12 protein-coding genes and 3 pseudogenes are annotated in these 15,144 nt (G+C 58.5%); 12 read left to right on the top strand and 3 right to left on the bottom strand.

The annotated features are described in order from the left end of the window. Positions 1-4 precede the first annotated feature (4 nt). From AC0L2U_RS30640 to AC0L2U_RS30670, 7 genes are all read left to right on the top strand, one after another. A complete protein-coding gene (locus AC0L2U_RS30640; protein WP_473603151.1) occupies positions 5-385 on the top strand; it encodes a hypothetical protein in 381 nt (126 codons plus the stop codon). Continuing rightward, on the top strand, positions 382-2,475 hold the full coding sequence (gene sctV, locus AC0L2U_RS30645) for a type III secretion system export apparatus subunit SctV (RefSeq protein ID WP_473603152.1): 2,094 nt from the start codon (positions 382-384) through the stop codon (positions 2,473-2,475). The genes AC0L2U_RS30640 and sctV overlap by 4 nt, the downstream gene beginning before the upstream one ends. Positions 2,476-2,486: 11 nt before the next feature. Continuing rightward, positions 2,487-3,845 carry a type III secretion system inner membrane ring subunit SctD gene (gene sctD / locus AC0L2U_RS30650; RefSeq protein WP_473603153.1) on the top strand — a complete coding sequence of 453 codons (1,359 nt, stop codon included), beginning with the start codon at positions 2,487-2,489 and terminating at the stop codon, positions 3,843-3,845. Beyond that, complete coding sequence (locus AC0L2U_RS30655; RefSeq protein ID WP_473564540.1) at positions 3,842-4,096, top strand: EscE/YscE/SsaE family type III secretion system needle protein co-chaperone; 255 nt, start codon at positions 3,842-3,844, stop codon at positions 4,094-4,096. The genes sctD and AC0L2U_RS30655 overlap by 4 nt, the downstream gene beginning before the upstream one ends. Before the next feature lie 2 nt (positions 4,097-4,098). Beyond that, a complete protein-coding gene (locus AC0L2U_RS30660) occupies positions 4,099-4,341 on the top strand; it encodes an EscF/YscF/HrpA family type III secretion system needle major subunit (RefSeq protein WP_473603154.1) in 243 nt (80 codons plus the stop codon). Between the two features lie 181 nt (positions 4,342-4,522). After that, positions 4,523-6,313 (top strand): alpha,alpha-trehalose-phosphate synthase (UDP-forming), encoded by a 1,791-nt coding sequence (locus AC0L2U_RS30665; protein WP_473603155.1) that lies wholly within the window; start codon positions 4,523-4,525, stop codon positions 6,311-6,313. A gap of 443 nt (positions 6,314-6,756) precedes the next feature. Further along, entirely contained in the window at positions 6,757-7,113 is a 357-nt protein-coding gene (locus AC0L2U_RS30670; RefSeq protein WP_473603156.1) for a DDE-type integrase/transposase/recombinase, read from the top strand. Here AC0L2U_RS30670 and AC0L2U_RS30675 read toward each other — a convergent pair. Beyond that, positions 7,110-7,460 (bottom strand): hypothetical protein, encoded by a 351-nt coding sequence (locus AC0L2U_RS30675; RefSeq protein WP_473603161.1) that lies wholly within the window; start codon positions 7,458-7,460, stop codon positions 7,110-7,112. The genes AC0L2U_RS30670 and AC0L2U_RS30675 overlap by 4 nt on opposite strands. Here AC0L2U_RS30675 and AC0L2U_RS30680 point away from each other — a divergent pair. Both AC0L2U_RS30680 and AC0L2U_RS30685 read left to right on the top strand, forming a co-directional pair. Continuing rightward, positions 7,447-7,722 carry a transposase gene (locus tag AC0L2U_RS30680; RefSeq protein ID WP_473603159.1) on the top strand — a complete coding sequence of 92 codons (276 nt, stop codon included), beginning with the start codon at positions 7,447-7,449 and terminating at the stop codon, positions 7,720-7,722. The two genes, AC0L2U_RS30675 and AC0L2U_RS30680, sit on opposite strands and share 14 nt — an antisense overlap. 558 nt (positions 7,723-8,280) lie before the next feature. Beyond that, on the top strand, positions 8,281-9,597 hold the full coding sequence (locus AC0L2U_RS30685; protein WP_473603157.1) for a hypothetical protein: 1,317 nt from the start codon (positions 8,281-8,283) through the stop codon (positions 9,595-9,597). An 80-nt stretch (positions 9,598-9,677) separates the two neighbouring features. On the opposite strand, the pseudogene AC0L2U_RS30690 reads toward AC0L2U_RS30685, so the two are convergent. Continuing rightward, positions 9,678-10,100, bottom strand: a pseudogene (locus AC0L2U_RS30690) (IS110 family RNA-guided transposase); the annotation flags it as partial. Between the two features lie 85 nt (positions 10,101-10,185). Here AC0L2U_RS30690 and tnpA point away from each other — a divergent pair. The 3 genes and pseudogenes from tnpA to tnpC form a co-directional block, all read left to right on the top strand. Next, positions 10,186-10,584: an IS66-like element accessory protein TnpA gene (gene tnpA, locus AC0L2U_RS30695; protein WP_473603158.1), complete on the top strand. Its 399-nt coding sequence runs from the start codon at positions 10,186-10,188 to the stop codon at positions 10,582-10,584. After that, a complete protein-coding gene (gene tnpB / locus AC0L2U_RS30700) occupies positions 10,581-10,928 on the top strand; it encodes an IS66 family insertion sequence element accessory protein TnpB (protein WP_140662292.1) in 348 nt (115 codons plus the stop codon). Before tnpA ends, tnpB begins: the two co-directional genes overlap by 4 nt. Positions 10,929-11,021: 93 nt before the next feature. Further along, positions 11,022-12,019: pseudogene (gene tnpC / locus AC0L2U_RS30705) on the top strand (IS66 family transposase); the annotation flags it as partial. A 999-nt stretch (positions 12,020-13,018) separates the two neighbouring features. On the opposite strand, the pseudogene AC0L2U_RS30710 reads toward tnpC, so the two are convergent. Continuing rightward, positions 13,019-15,144 (bottom strand): annotated as a pseudogene (locus AC0L2U_RS30710) (Tn3 family transposase); the annotation flags it as partial.

Here is a 15,144-nt window from a genome sequence, read left to right on the forward strand (position 1 = left end):
CCTGATGACGAAACCGTTTATCAGTCCCGACAAGCGCGATGCGCTATCGGTGCTAGCCTATCTCTACCTTAAGTTTGGCTTTCTTCACGATGCAGCCAAGCTCCTGCTCGCCCTCGAGCATCTCGACTCCGCATGGGGTTGGGCACGACATGCACGCTGCCTGGCATTGCTGCGAGCGGGCGACTGCGAAGAGGCCGCTGCCGAGGCTGGTCGGCTTCTTCTGCACGCGCTGAATGATGAGGAGCGATTCCGGATATTGCAGGTGCGGGTCAAGGCTTATTGGAAACTCGGTCTCAGTTCCGAGGCGAGAGCCTGTCAGCGAATGGTCACAATACTTCTGACACAGGCGGCCGTGCCGGGTGCACCGCGGGGAAGTACAGCGTGAATTTTCTCAACAAGGTCCTGGCAATCGCGACCGGCCGGAACGACATTATTTTGGCGGGTCTATTGGTTGCGATCATCTTTATGATGATCCTTCCGCTGCCGGCGGTCCTTATGGATGTTCTGCAGGCCATCAATCTTGGGATTTCCGCGCTCCTGCTGATGGTGGCAGTCTATATTAAGTCACCCCTCGCGTTCGTCTCCTTTCCGTCTGTGCTTTTGCTGATGACGCTCTTTCGGTTGTCCCTCGGCATCGCCGCGACACGCATGATCTTACTGCACGCAGACGCCGGCCAGATCATAAAAACTTTCGGCGATTTCGTGGTAGCTGGGAATCTCGTTGTGGGCGCGGTTACTTTCTTGATTATCACAATCGTGCAGTTCGTGGTCATCACGAAGGGGTCCGAGCGCGTGGCTGAAGTCGCCGCACGCTTCTCGCTGGATGCGATGCCGGGCAAGCAAATCAGTATTGACGGCGACCTGCGTGCCGGCGGCATCGATATTCAGGAAGCCCGTCGGCGCCGCATGGCCATCGAGCGTGAGAGCCAATTGTATGCCGCGATGGACGGCGCAATGAAGTTCATCAAAGGTGACGCAATCGCAGGCTTGATCAGCATTTTCGTCAACATCACAGGCGGCATTGCGATTGGTGCCCTCCAAAAGGGCATGGACTTGTACAAAGCGCTCGAGATTTACACCATCCTGACCATCGGCGACGGGCTCGTCGGTCAGATCCCGGCTCTCTTCACCTCAATCACGGCAGGCTTCATCGTCACGAGGATAAGCGATAAGGATAAGGGCTCAGATCTCGGCAGTGAGATTGGAGACGAAGTCACAGCCCAGCCACGTGCCCTGATCGCAGGATCCTTCATCCTAATTCTGTTCTCTTTGGTGCCTGGCTTTCCTTCGGCGATTTTCGTGATCTTGGCAGCATTCGCTGGAGGCGGTGGCTGGTTGTTGCAGCGCAGGCGGCCGCTTTCAGTCCAGTCGAGTCCTTACTCCGTCTCGGGCGTCATGGCGCCCGTGAGGGCTTCGGACGGGCCGGCTGAAAGGAGCGGCGAAGTCGGCCATGCCCTCACGCTCACGGTTCCTCTGATGCTCGACATTGGTCGAGACTTTCAGAGCATCGTCCGGCCAGACTGGCTGAACAAGGAGTTGGACGCTGTGCGGCAGGCGCTCCTTCTCGATCTCGGCGTTCCCTTTCCAGGCATTAATCTGCGTGTCAGCGACAGCAATACGGATGGCGCGTACACAATCATGGTAAATGAAGTTCCATGTGGGGAAGGATCATTACGGGCGCAGCACCTTCTGGCTCGTGATATCCCCGAGAACCTCGAGCTTGTGGGCATTCCGTATATTCTCGACAAGCCATTCCTGCCTCAGATCGAGACCACCTGGGTGGGCATCACTTATCGCGAGTCGTTGCAAGCCGCCAATATCCCATTTTTTGAACCGGTTCAGATCCTCAGCTACCACATTGGTCATGTCCTGCGCCGGCAAGCAGCTGAGTTTATTGGAATCCAGGAAACAAAAAATCTGCTGAATCAAGTGGAAGGATCTTTTCCCGAACTCGTAAAAGAGGTGTTGCGGACCGTTCCTCTGCAGACGATTTCTGAGATCTTGAAGCGATTGGTTTCCGAGGAGGTCTCGCTGCGCAACATGCGCGCTATCCTCACCGCGCTGGTCGAATGGGGACCCAAGGAGAAAGACACAGTTCTACTCACTGAGCATGTGCGCTGTGCATTGAAAAGGCAAATCTGTTTCCGGCATTCTGTCGGCAGGACCCTGTTGCCTGCCTACATTCTTACGCCGGAAGTGGAAGACACGCTGCGTAATGCCATTCGGCAGACTTCCGCCGGCAGTTATCTAGCCCTCGACCCTGGCATCACGCGGCAAATCATCAATAAGGTGCGCGATACGATCGGCAATGTCGGCCAGCAAACGCACAAGCCTGTGCTACTCACCTCTATCGACGTCCGCCGATACTTGCGCAAGATCATCGAAGTCGATTTCTACGGGCTACCCGTGCTCTCCTATCAGGAACTTACCCCGGATATCTCCGTACAGCCACTGGCAAGGATATCGCTGTCGTGAGAGGTGCCTACATGGAATATGTTGGTCTGGCTAGCGATGATGCCAAGCTGAGCCTGCGCGTGCTGTCCGGTCCCAACCGGGGTGCAGAGACCCCGCTCGAAGAAGGAATGTGGCTGATCGGTGCTAGCGATACCGACGACCTCACCTTCGCTGATCCGGAACTGGCTGCCACACATCTTCGCATTACCGTCGAGGCGGGACACATCCATATCATTGCCCTCGCACCGGGGGTTCGCATCGGGACCAAAGACCTCCCGGTAGGTAGCTTGACGGTGCTCGATCCGCTAACACCGGTAAAGGTGGGGCGGACGATCTTCGAGATCGGGCCGGCCGGGAGCAGCTTCCCCGAGGCGGACTCCATAGACCGGGAGTCGGACACTTTCGGGCCGCTAGCCCCTCCCGAACCGGCGGCGGCCATGATCGGCCGACTGATACATGTCATAGTAGGCTCGACGCCTCGTCGACTACGGCTCGGGGCACTAGCTTGCACTCTCCTGATCATGCCCGTCGCCGTGTTTTGGGCCGCCATATGGCGAGTTTCCCCGTCCGCCTCACAAGTGTCTCCAGCCATTGACCCTATGAGGATCGTGCGACAAATCATTCGCGAATTAAATGTCGCTCAAAACGTCAAGATTGCCCGGGTTGATGACAAGCTGGTCATCGAAGGAAATTTCCGACCTGGAGACGATGCTGAACTACACGTCGCCCTGAACAACGCCGGCCTTGAGGCGGAAGCGATATCCAAACCACCGACCACTCCATCGGATTCGCAGCTCATCGATCTCGTATCGACAGTCATAGGCGGCTTCGGGATCGAGGGTAGCGTCCGCTTAATCGGCGGCGGGGAGATAGCGATAACAGGATATGGACCAAGCGATGCGAAGGTCGAAGCAGCGCTTCATCGGCTGCGGCAGGACATCCCGGGGCTAACGGAAGTTGAAAACGCGATCGTGACACTCGACGGCGCTCGCGTTTTTTTAGAGACCGCGATGACGGCCCAACTGCGGCGCTCCATCGACATCTTGACGAAGGCAGACGGTGTGCTCGTTTCGGGGGCTCTGACTCCGCTTGCTTTTGAAGAGTGGCAGAAGGTCGCTTCTCGCTTTCGGGAGAAGTTCGCACCCTACATCCGGCTCGAGACGCAGTTCACGCCGATCATATTGCCGGCGCTTAGAGGTGTACACCTAGGCCGAACGCCGTTCATCGTCGTTGAGAATGGAACGCGCCTGAAGATAGGCGACAAGCTCGAGAGCTTGGGCCAGATCGTTGCTATAGACCGAGGCGGAATTTCAGTGCGCATCGGCGGAGATGAGATGCATGTTCCTTATAAGAGCAGGCCGAGTTGGATGGTGGAGGAGGAAAGAGGGTGAGCGAAGTCATAGCCATGTTTGAGTTACAGAGACAGCTGCTAAGGGATTTTGACGGTGCGAAGAAATCCGCCCTGGAAAGGGAATTCGACACCTGCCGGCAATCGGTCAAACGTGAAATGGATGCTGGCGTTTCGAGGCAGGAATTCGAAGTTTTGGCTGCCATAACTGATGCGATAGGCGCAGCTACAGAAGTGATCAATGCAATATGGATGATGTATCACGATAAAGAGATACCACTATCTTGGAGATAATCATGTCGCCTATTTCTGCCAATAACCTTTCCGTTAAAAGCATCAATTTTGCCCTCGGTAATGAAACCGCTGAAGCAGAACGAAGTCTGAACAGTTTCATGGCATCCATGGATGCGGACAACCCGGCCGATCTTGTTCGACTTCAATCCCTCGCACAGCAATGGAACCTGCGTGTAAGTTTAGAATCGGATATCATCAAATTACTTTACGATGCCCTGAAGGGAGTTTCCCAGAAAATCAACTAAACATCCGGCTAGATCGGAGGATCTTGACGCTTCCCAACTTCTCTCGCCTGGCGCTTGCAAGCAGTACTTTTGTTGAGGCCCTTCCAGACCGGCGCGGATTGCGCTGAACTATGCAGGGCGGGCGGGGTCAAGAGCCAAGACGCACAAGAGATCGGCAAGGCGCTTACGACGGACATGGAAGATGCTTAGAATAAATAACACTGTTCACGCGGCAGCCTCAGCCACGCAACACGCAGCCTTTGACCAGCATCTGCGCGAGGCAGCACAGCATTGTGCGCGAGAATCCCATGCAGATCCTTTCCATAGCCCTGGCTCTGCCCAGCAAGAGAACCATATCGGTGAGGCAACCCAGCGACCAAAGCTTGTCGTCATTTCGAACCGCGTTTCGACTTTTGACCCCGATCAACCCAAGACGGGCGGGCTAGCCGCGGCTCTCGAGCCCCTCGTGGAACGTTCCGGCGCCGTCTGGATGGGGTCCTCGGGCAACTTAGGCGATAATAATGAGCGCTCCTTGGACCTCGCGCAGCATGGCGAAGGCCATGTGGCGAAGCTCGATCTGCCGGCCGCGCACTATCCTGGTTACTACCAGGGTTTTGCGAACTCGACGCTGTGGCCGGCGTTGCACTCGCAGCCCGACCGGATCCAGGGCTCGGAAGAGCATTTTGAAAGCTATCGCGAGATCAACGCCTTCATGGCGCGCGCGCTATTCGACGCGCGCGCGCTATTCGACTTGAGGGATTCGGACGCGGTCTGGGTTCATGATTATCATTTCCTCCTGCTCGGCGTTGATGTGCATAAGCTCGGCATCGACTGGCCGATCGGCTTCTTCCTACATACGCCATGGCCGACGCCTGACATTATGGAGCGGGTGCCTAATCATCGCGAACTCGTGAAATCGATGCTCGGGTACGATCTACTCGGGTTTCAGACCAACTGGGACTTGGATAATTTCCTTGCGTATCTGCGTTCCCATCTGGGGCTGGAAAGCAAGGATGGCGTTGTGACCTCAGAGCGCGGCCGAACGCGATGTCAAAAATTTCCGATCGGTATCGATCCGAAGCAGTTCGCACAGCATGCTTCCGAGTCACTTACGAAACAGGACCCCTATATCTCGTCCTTGCAGAAGAAACTCAACGGCGCGAAGCTTGCAATCGGGGTCGACCGGCTCGACTACACGAAGGGTATCGAAGCCCGGGTCGAAGCCTTCGATCAGGTCTTGGCAACCGAGCCGCGCAGCATCGTGCTCCTGCAGATCGCCAACCCCTCCCGCACGGAAATCGAAGCGTATAAAAGTTATAAGCACAACGTTGAGAGCCTGGTCAAACGCGTCAATGACGAGCATGGCACGGACGAGTGGCGGCCGATCCTCTACGAGAATGATGCTTTCAGCCAGGCTCAGTTGGCAGGTCTCTATCGCGCCGCGCATATTTGCGTGGTAACGCCCCTGCGTGACGGCATGAATCTGGTAGCGAAAGAATATGTCGCTGCGCAAGATCCGGGAAATCCCGGCGTTTTGGTGCTGTCGAAGTTTGCGGGTGCGGCCGAAGACTTCAATCACAACGAAGCGCTGCTGGTGGATCCGAACCGCCCCGATGAGATCGCGACCGCGATTTCAAGAGCGGCCAACATGTCGCGCGAAGAGCGCATCCAACGCTGGCGGCCAATGATGGATAAAATTGAAGCATATACGATCCATGATTGGTCGGCGGACTTCGTTCGGGAATTGGACAAAAGCCGAGTCACGATGCCGGCGGACCACTTCCGATATCTCGGCTTCGGCTGGATCAACGAGGCGCAAATGCCCCGGTACCCAACCGCCGACGAGTTGGACCCCGCGCTGAACAGCACAGCCGAGTTGGACGCCGCGAAGAAGCGCACAGCCGAGTTGAACGCCGCGAGGAAGCGCGCAATGGATAGAAATTGGGTCCTGCCGCCGACGAGCGGTGCGGACCGTGTGTCATTTGGCACTTAATTTAGCGCTTCCTCAATTTGTGTGGTTCATCTGCTGTTCGCGACGCTATCGCTATGGGCGGGCATGCGAACGAAATCGAAACGGTCGCCCAACCCAGGGCCAGAATTCTGGGTATCGCGCTCACGGATGATCACAGTTGCGTTGTTTCGTTGTTTCCGCTGCCGGACCGTAATTGCCGGGTGTGTTACAAAGTCTTCGGTTACCAGGCGCATGGCATGGCCTCTGGTGTTTCGCCGGAGAGTTCAGATGTTCAAGGGCCGCCATTTCGACATTCTGCTTTGCGTTCGCTGGTATCTGGCCTATGGCTTGAGCCTTCGAGATTTGAAGAAAAATGATGGCCGAGCGCGGCATCAGTATCGATCATTCGACGCTCCACCGCTAGGTCCTTCACTTCTCGCCCTTGCTGCTGTACGCTTTATCGGCGCAAGCGTGCCGTCGGCGAGATGGGCATATCGAGGAAACCTATAGCAAAGTTCGCGGTCGCTGTATGTATCTCTATCGCGGCCATCGACAGCGTCGGCGACACCATCGAGTTCTGGCTTAGCGAGCATCGTCATCGGCCGGCCAAACGCTTCCAGTGCAAGGCATTGCAGCGTCACCGCCGTCCCGAGCGCATCGTCATCGACAGTAGCCAGACAAATCCGAGGCGATCCTTTCCTGTGACGCGGAAAGCCGCTGCGGGATCGGTCGCGGCGGCAGATCAAGCCGATCCGCATCCGAAGAGCCAGTATCTCAACAACCGCAGCGAGGAGTATCACCGGCGCGTCAAGTGTCGTGTGCGGCCTGTACTCGGTTTCTAATCAAGCGCTATCGCCACGCTGGGCGAGATCGATCCACATGATGCGAAACGACAGGCGAGTACGCCTCCAATCCAAATCCGCCCATCGCCGAGCAATTCGAGATCATTGCCGAACTGGGCATTGTCAGGGCGACCGGTCTGGTCGGAATCGTCAGTCTTGCCGCCATAGTGCGCGACGACAGTGACCTGAGATTGCCGGGTGCAGCACGAATGGCTTTGGAAGAGCTCGTCGAGCAAATCGAGACCGTGGGCACGCATTGAAAGGCTCGATCGAATAATCCTTGAAGCGGTGAGAAAAGACGACAGCGCTCGACGCCTGACGGCGATTCCCGGCGTGGGGCCGATCATTGCCGCGACCGTTCGAGCAGTTGTACCGGATCCCGCTGGCTTCCGAACCGGTCGAGATTTCGCTGCCTGGATTGGGTTGACTCCACGCGCGCATTCCAGCGGAGGAAAAGAACGGATAGGTTCGATCTCAAAGCGCGGAAACCAGCAACTGCGAACGCTGCTTGTCGCTGGAGCGACGCTTGTGATGACCCAACGGGACGACATCCCGAAGCAAATCAGACCGCAAAATCGCAAGCGCGTTACAGCGCGAGAAGCTGATTAGGCGATTTGCTCCGCGGATCTCATCGTGGCCATGGCTGAAAGGCCAGAAAACAGGCCGGACATATGACCGCACCGTCCGCGCCGCTGACCCAATACCAAAATGGAACAGAACGACCAATATTATTTGGATGATATACATCGGCCTGCATGATGGGATTGGATCATCTGAGATGCGGAGGGCGAATATGCACTCACGTTCAGTGCGCATATTCAGAAAGTATGGACGCATATCACTTTTGTATTTGCGCTCGAAACTCTATTGAACAACATTGGCAGTGAGAACACGATGGTTCACTGCGTGCCAAGTCGGTCGGCGAAATCCTTTTCGACGTGGGCTGCCTGCGCAGCGCAGCAGTGGGTCACTAAGTCAACCAGAAACTGCAAGAATGTAAGCTTCTGTACGAGTATTCATTGTGCTGTGGGGGCAGTCACAAGTCGAGATATGATAATGCCGAATGAACATAGTTTTGCGACAGGCCACCAGATGTTTATTCTATCGGCTAGTGCATTAACTTCTTTAAACAGATGACCGCTGATCGAGCCACATAAGGAGACTTCGATGATCGACAATCTGCCAAATGCCATGCTGACAGAGGTATTCAGGCGGGTTGCCAATCATGACGACCCGGTCGCAGGTTTCTATGACATCAATGCAGTGCGCAGCACCAATCGGACGTTCCGAGCAGTTATCGAGAGCGATCCGACAATTCGGTCTGAATTCAGAGCGCTTGAGCAGGAAACACGAGTCGCTCGTGCCGAAAATGCCAGGATCGAGGCGGGTAATCCAGCTGCGACTAGAACTGCAGATGACATCATCATCTTTCATGGCCTGACCAATCCGGTCACCCAGGACATCATCAAGCTGACAGAGGCATTCACGCGGGTAGCCGATTATGCCGACCGGGCCGCAGCTTTTTATGAAATCAACGCGTTGCTCAGCACCAATCTAGGGTTCCGAGCAGTTATTGAGAGCGATCCGGCAATTCAGTCTGAATTCACAAAGCTTGAGCGGGAAACACTACCCGCTCGTTTCGCAAATGCCAAGACCGACGCGGGTAATCGAGCTGCGACTAGAACAGCAAATGACATCATCACCTATCATGGCCTGACCAATCCGTACACGCAGGACATCATCAAAGGGCAAGCCGCGAAGCGCGACATCAGGGCCAATCCCGACATGGTTGCCCGTACCGCCATCGAGCGCAATGGCGTGACCGACCCGGGCACGCAGAACCAGATCAAACAGCTGGCCGCTAATCGCGACATCAACGCAGGCATGGTTGCTCGTACCGCCATCGAGCGCAATGACGTCGACAATCCGGGGCTGCGGAACAAGATCAAACAGTTGATTGCGGAGCGCGACCTTAAGGCTAATCCCGACATGGTTGCTCTTACCGTCATCGAGCGAAACAACGTGGACGATCTGGACTTGCAGGACTATATCAAATTGCGAGCTGCGGAGCGCGACATCGGCGCAGGCATGGTTGCTCATACCGCCATCGAGCGCAATAGCGTGACCAATCCGCACAAGCAGAACCAGATCAAAGAGCTTGCCGCTAAGCGCGACATCGACGCAGGCATGGTTGCTCATACTGTTATCGAGCGCAATAGCTTGACCAATCCGCACAAGCAGAACCAGATTAAAGAGCTTGCCGCTAAGCGCGACGTCGACGCAGGAATGGTTGCCCCTACCGCCATCCAGCGCAATGACGTGACCGATCCGGGCACGCAGGACGTCATCAAACATAGAGCCGCAAAGCGTGACATCGACGCAGGCATGTTTGCTCACACCGCCATCGAGCGCAATGACGTGAACAATCCGAACAGTCGGTACTGGATCAGGCAGGGCGGCTTAAAAGCCTATAGGCTCTGGTGACCGTTCTCGTCAAAGGGTTCCGTAGCAAAATTGTCGTCTGGCAATAGAATTCGGGGAACGACCGAGCCTCACGCGGCGGTGAGGTGAGCTCTCAGGGCATTGATTGCTTGAGTGCGCTGACGGATGAGCAAATCTCGTGTTTTGAGCACCATTCCGGCAGCCTGCTCATCCTGCGTTTTTGCCGGCACGTAGCGCATGGTCGGCCGGGTGACTGCCTCGCAAATAGCTTCGGCGTCTGCGGCGTCAGTTTTGTTGCGCTTCACGTAGGCCTTCACGTATGCGGGTGGCGTCATCCGAACCGTATGCCCCAGAGCCTGAATTTCCCGAGCCCAATAATGCGCGCTGCCACAGGCTTGCATCCCTACGAGGCAAGGCTGCAGTGTGCGAAAGAAGTCCAGCACCTGCGATCGACGCAGTGCGCGACGTACGATCACGTCTCCCTCTTCGGCTATGCCATGAACCTGAAAACCGGATTTGGCAAGATCGAGCCCGACTGTGGTAATCTTCTTCGTATCCCTCCGGTGGCGGCCGCCTTGCGGGCTAAGGGCGAACGTCGGAAGTCCTAGGGATAATCCTAGGAGTAGCCCTATGACGATGCCGCGGGTGGAGGTGATCACGTCGGTGGAGAGACGCCGGCGGTGGTCGCGTGAGGAGAAGGAGCGCCTGGTCGCGGCCTCGCTTGAGCCTGGCGTGTCAGTGTCGGAAGTGGCGCGATCGGCGGGCATTCACGTCAGCCAGCTCTTTCGATGGCGCAAGGACCTGTGTGATCGGGTGGATGCGGGTTCATCGCAATTGGTCCCGGTCGAGATTGTTCCTGCGGTTGCCATGCCGCCCGCCGTTGAGGCGCCATCAGCATCTCCCGGCCGACGTCGCGGCAAGAGCGGTATCATCGAGATCGAGCTTGGCGGCGGGCGCCGCGTCCGCGTCGATCGCGACGTAGATGCCGAGGCGCTGCGGCGCGTTCTGGACGCGCTTAGGTCCCGATGATCCCGGTTCCGAGCGGCGTGCGGGTGTGGCTGGCGACCGGCCACACTGACATGAGGAAGGGCTTTCCGGGCCTGGCGCTGGTGGTGCAGGAGACGCTAAAGCGTGATCCGCACAATGGTCATCTGTTCGTCTTCCGCGGGCGTCGCGGCGATCTGATCAAGGTTCTGTGGCACGATGGCCAGGGCGCCTGCCTGTTCTCGAAGAAGCTCGAGCGCGGCCGCTTCATCTGGCCATCGCCGGCCGACGGCGTAGTAACGATCACGCCGGCCCAACTCGGCTATCTGCTCGAAGGCATTGATTGGCGCATGCCGCAGAGGACCTGGCGGCCGACGGCGACCGGCTGACGATTTTGGCCTTGCACATGGTGGTGGATATGATTCCATTGCTTGGTGTCTGCTGCTGAATCGCTCCCTTCCGATCTTGCCGCCGCCCACGCGATGATCCTCGCGGAGCGAGCCGCGCGCGTCGAGGCCGAAGCGCTTGCCGCCCGCGCGGCGGCGGTCAGTTCCGGGACGGAGGCGTTGATTGCACGACTAAAGCTGGAGATCGAGAAGCTCAGGCGGAGCTCTACGGTAGCCGATCGGAGCGCAAGGCCAGACTGCTCGAGCAGATGGAGCTTCAGCTCGAGGATCTGGAGGCGGACGCATCGGAGGACGAGATCGCTGCCGATAAGGCGGGCTCCCAGACACAGACGGTTCGCTCGTTCGAGCGCCGGCGCCCGTCGCGCAAGCCCTTTCCTGAGCATCTGCCGCGTGAGCGCGTCGTGATCGTCGTGCCCGAGAGCTGTCCCTGCTGCGGTTCGATGAGGCTGTGGAAGCTGGGCGAGGACGTCATCGAGACGCTGGAGGTGATCCCGCGCCAGTGGAAGGTGATCCAGACAGTGCGAGAGAAGTTCTCGTGCCGGCAGTGCGAGGCGATCACGCAGCCACCGGCGCCGTTCCACGTCACGCCGCGCGGCTTTGCCGGCCCGAACCTGCTTGCCATGGTGCTGTTCGAGAAGTTCGGCCAGCACCAGCCGCTGAACCGACAGAGTGAGCGTTATGCCCGCGAAGGCGTCGAGCTGAGCCTGTCGACGCTGGCCGATCAGGTCGGTGCGTGCGCGGCGGTGCTGCGGCCGCTGCATGCACTGATCGAGGACCATGTGCTGAAAGCAGAGCGGCTTCACGGCGACGACACCACGGTGCCGATCCTGGCAAAAGGCAAGACCGACATCGGCCGAGCCTGGGTCTATGTCCGCGACGACCGGCCCTTCGGCGGGACATCACCACCGGCAGCCCTGTTCTACGCATCCCGCGACCGGTCAGGCGATCATCCTGAGCGGCACCTGAAGCAGTTCGCCGGCATCCTGCAGGCCGATGCCTATGCCGGCTACAACCGGCTTTACCTCCCGGGCCGGAAGCCCGGACCGGTGACGGAGGCGCTCTGCTGGAGCCATTATCCAGGGCGAAGTTTTATCTGGAGTTTTTGGCGGTGCATGCTGCATTTGAAAGAGGTTCAGGGGTGCCAGTATCCGGATAAAAGCTGCAAGATCGTTGCTGGCGAGCGAGGGGATGGGCTTGCAGATACCGCTACGTACATCGTCGACGATGGAGGATTATATCGCCGCCAAGGAGTGGCGCCGCGCGTGTCTGCCGTGCTGCCCGCTTCACCCGCACGGCGGCTGTTCGCTTCGACGTCACGGCAGCTATACGCGGCTGACCAGCCCCGGCGTGCGCGTCGCTCGCTGGTATTGCCCGCAAGGGCGGATGACGTTCAGCCTATTGCCGGATTTCCTCGCTGCCCGCCTCCCTGGGCTGCTTGCAACGATCGAGCGCGCCGTCGCGGTGACGGCATCGACAAGAAGCATGGAAGTAGCCGCGGATGTGCTCCGCGGACCGGAGGTCGACCTGCCGGGAGCGATGCGCTGGCTTCGGCGGCGGGTCATAGCGGTGCGCCGGTCGATGACGGCCGTCAAATGGGTGACACCATCGTTAGCGCCGGACGTACTGGAGCGCGCTGCCGCGATCGGAGATGACACACCGATCCTGCCCAAGCTGCGCCGCGCCCTGCCATTATCGGCGCTGAACTGTATTCCCGCTCCCCTGGGTTTTGGTCGGGTACCGCTCGGTGACGCCTGGTCCATGCGCCGGGTGCCCGGAGTGATGTGGGACGCGGATTCTCGGGCGGCATCACGAGGTGGCTGTCGCCAACACGAAGTGGGGCCTGACCGCATTATCGCGGCCAGCTACGCTGGTTCGGCCAAGGTGATAGGATCCCCATGCAGACCGAACCCACGCCCACCATCGAGGATATCTACCGCGTCTGGCGCGCCGACCGCAGCCTGAGCCCTGGCGCGGCGCTGGTCTACATGCGCAGGATCAGGTCGTTTCGCTCCTATCGGGGGCAGAACAAGAACTGTTCCCAGCGACACGCTAAGGTCGAACGGATCAAGAACTCATGCGGCCCGTCGCAGCCCAACTGGAAGGCGAAGCGACCGGAAACCTTCCGGCAGATGCTGCTCGCTGTCCCAGGTATAGATGCCGGTCAGATTGACGTGCTCCCAGCTCAGCGGCGAGATGTGCCTGAGCAGATGATCCGGAATCTCGCGACGCATGTTGCGCAAGTGGGTGGCGGCCCGTTCGATGTAGACCGTGTTCCAGTGTACGATCGCGCTGACGACGAGGTTGAGGCCGGAGGCGCGGAAGGCCTGGCTTTCGAACGATCGGTCCCGGATCTCTCCGCGCTCGTGGAAGAAGACGGCGCGCTTCAGCTTATGCGCTGCCTCACCCTTGTTGAGGCCGGCCTGGCATCGCCGGCGCAGCGCCGAACTTGAATACCATTCGATCATGAACAACGATCGCTCGATCCGGCCGAGTTCGCGCAGCGCCCTTGCGAGCTGGCTTTCCTTCGGTGATGCGGACAGCTTCTTCAGGATCGTGGACGGCACCACAGATCGCGTCGTGATGGACGCTGCCAGATGGAGCAGATCATCCCAGTGCTCGAGGATCAGGGTAGTGTTGATCGGGGCGCCAATGTGGTTGGATAATGCCGGATATGCATCGCCTTTCTCGAACGTGTGGAACTTCCGGTCCTTGAGGTTGCGCAGCCGAGGTGCAAAGCGTTTGCCGATCAAGGCGAACAGCCCGAAGACGTGATCACTCGCACCGCCCGTATCGGTGAAGTGTTCCTGGATGTCGAGGATTGTGTCCTGATCGAACAGCCCATCGAGCACGTAGGCCGCCTCGCTTTCGGTCGGACTGATGGGCAGAATGCTGAAGTAGCCGTACTGATCCGACAGATGGCTGTAGAACTTCGAACCCGGCTCGCTGCCGTAGTGCAGATTGACGTCGCCGCGCTTAGCGGCTCGGTCGCTTGCGCGGAAGAATTGGCCATCCGATGAAGAGGTGGTTCCGTTGCCCCAGAGGCGCGAATGCGGATGCCGAGTGTGCGCATCGGTGATACATGCTTGCGCGGCGCGATAGGTCTCTGATCGGGCGTGGAATGTCCGCATCCACCCGATCTGGTGAGCGCTGATGCCTTTCGACGCGCTCGCCATTCGCTTCGGACCGAGATTGGTCGCATCGGCCAGCACGCCGGCCAGCATGGCCGAGACATTTCTTGGGACGTCTCCGGTGCGAACATGCGTGAAGCGATCGGCGAAGCCAGTCCAATCGTGCACTTCCCTTAATAGGTCTGGCACCTCAACCATTGGATACATATCGCTGATCTCAGCATTCAGTTCCTCGGCCGCCGCCGGAACCTCGCCAGCCGTTGGCGTCACGATCAACGTGCCCGCTTCCAGACGAACGCCTTCGAGTTTTACGGACCGTGCTCTGTGCGCGAGGCGCTTCAGGTTGAAGTCGAGCATCTGACGCGCTTCAGCAAGCCACTGCGCGCCGTCACCTTGAACGCCCAGTCCAAGGCGGTCCTCCTCCTTCATTGTGGTGAATGTCGACCGCGGCATCAGATGCTCGTCGAGCGGCCGGAACGATCGGCTGCCGTCGACCCAAATGTCGGCAGAGCGAAGCCGGTCTCGCAAAGCCGCGAGCGTCGCAATCTCGTAGGTACGGCGATCAGGCCCCTGTTCGAAGATGAGCCGACGATCAGCCTGGCTGAGGTGGGTGACCGGGACGCGCTCGGGGAGTGCCCGACGGCTCTCGGCACAGAGCCGTTTCAGCAGCGAAATTGCCGCAAGAAGCGGATCGTGACGCCGCGCGGATTGGAACGAGAACGCCTGCAGGAACGCACCGGCATATTTGTTGACGGTCGCATATTGCTCGGCTGCCCACCGTCAATGGCGATGCCTCGTTGCCCTCGACCATCGATTCGAGTTCAGGCTTCATGCGCAGCAGCCTGTGCCAGCCGACTCTCTGGTCGAGAACCTCCAACGCATTCCTTCCATGGTCGTCCGCGGACTGCAGGGCTGTGATCGTGTCGAGGAACAGTGCCTTTGCGGTATCCGGCCTGCAGTCCATGTGTCGCTGCTTCTTGCGGTTATTGGCTTGCGAGAACAGCCGACCCATCAGCTTGATAAACATCGACACTGCATCGTCGGTGAGCTTCTGGCCGAGCTTGATGACC

This window comes from Mesorhizobium sp. WSM4808, from assembly GCF_055811675.1.

Bases quoted from the DNA above. Each gene is read 5' to 3' on its own strand.
- AC0L2U_RS30675 (WP_473603161.1), bottom strand. From the start codon at position 7,460: ATGATCGGCCCCACGCCGGGAATCGCCGTCAGGCGTCGAGCGCTGTCG.
- AC0L2U_RS30640 (WP_473603151.1), top strand. From the start codon at position 5: ATGACGAAACCGTTTATCAGTCCCGACAAGCGCGATGCGCTATCGGTG.
- AC0L2U_RS30665 (WP_473603155.1), top strand. From the start codon at position 4,523: ATGCTTAGAATAAATAACACTGTTCACGCGGCAGCCTCAGCCACGCAA.
- tnpA (WP_473603158.1), top strand. From the start codon at position 10,186: ATGACGATGCCGCGGGTGGAGGTGATCACGTCGGTGGAGAGACGCCGG.
- AC0L2U_RS30660 (WP_473603154.1), top strand. From the start codon at position 4,099: ATGTCGCCTATTTCTGCCAATAACCTTTCCGTTAAAAGCATCAATTTT.
- tnpB (WP_140662292.1), top strand. From the start codon at position 10,581: ATGATCCCGGTTCCGAGCGGCGTGCGGGTGTGGCTGGCGACCGGCCAC.
- AC0L2U_RS30670 (WP_473603156.1), top strand. From the start codon at position 6,757: ATGGGCATATCGAGGAAACCTATAGCAAAGTTCGCGGTCGCTGTATGT.
- sctD (WP_473603153.1), top strand. From the start codon at position 2,487: ATGGAATATGTTGGTCTGGCTAGCGATGATGCCAAGCTGAGCCTGCGC.
- AC0L2U_RS30685 (WP_473603157.1), top strand. From the start codon at position 8,281: ATGATCGACAATCTGCCAAATGCCATGCTGACAGAGGTATTCAGGCGG.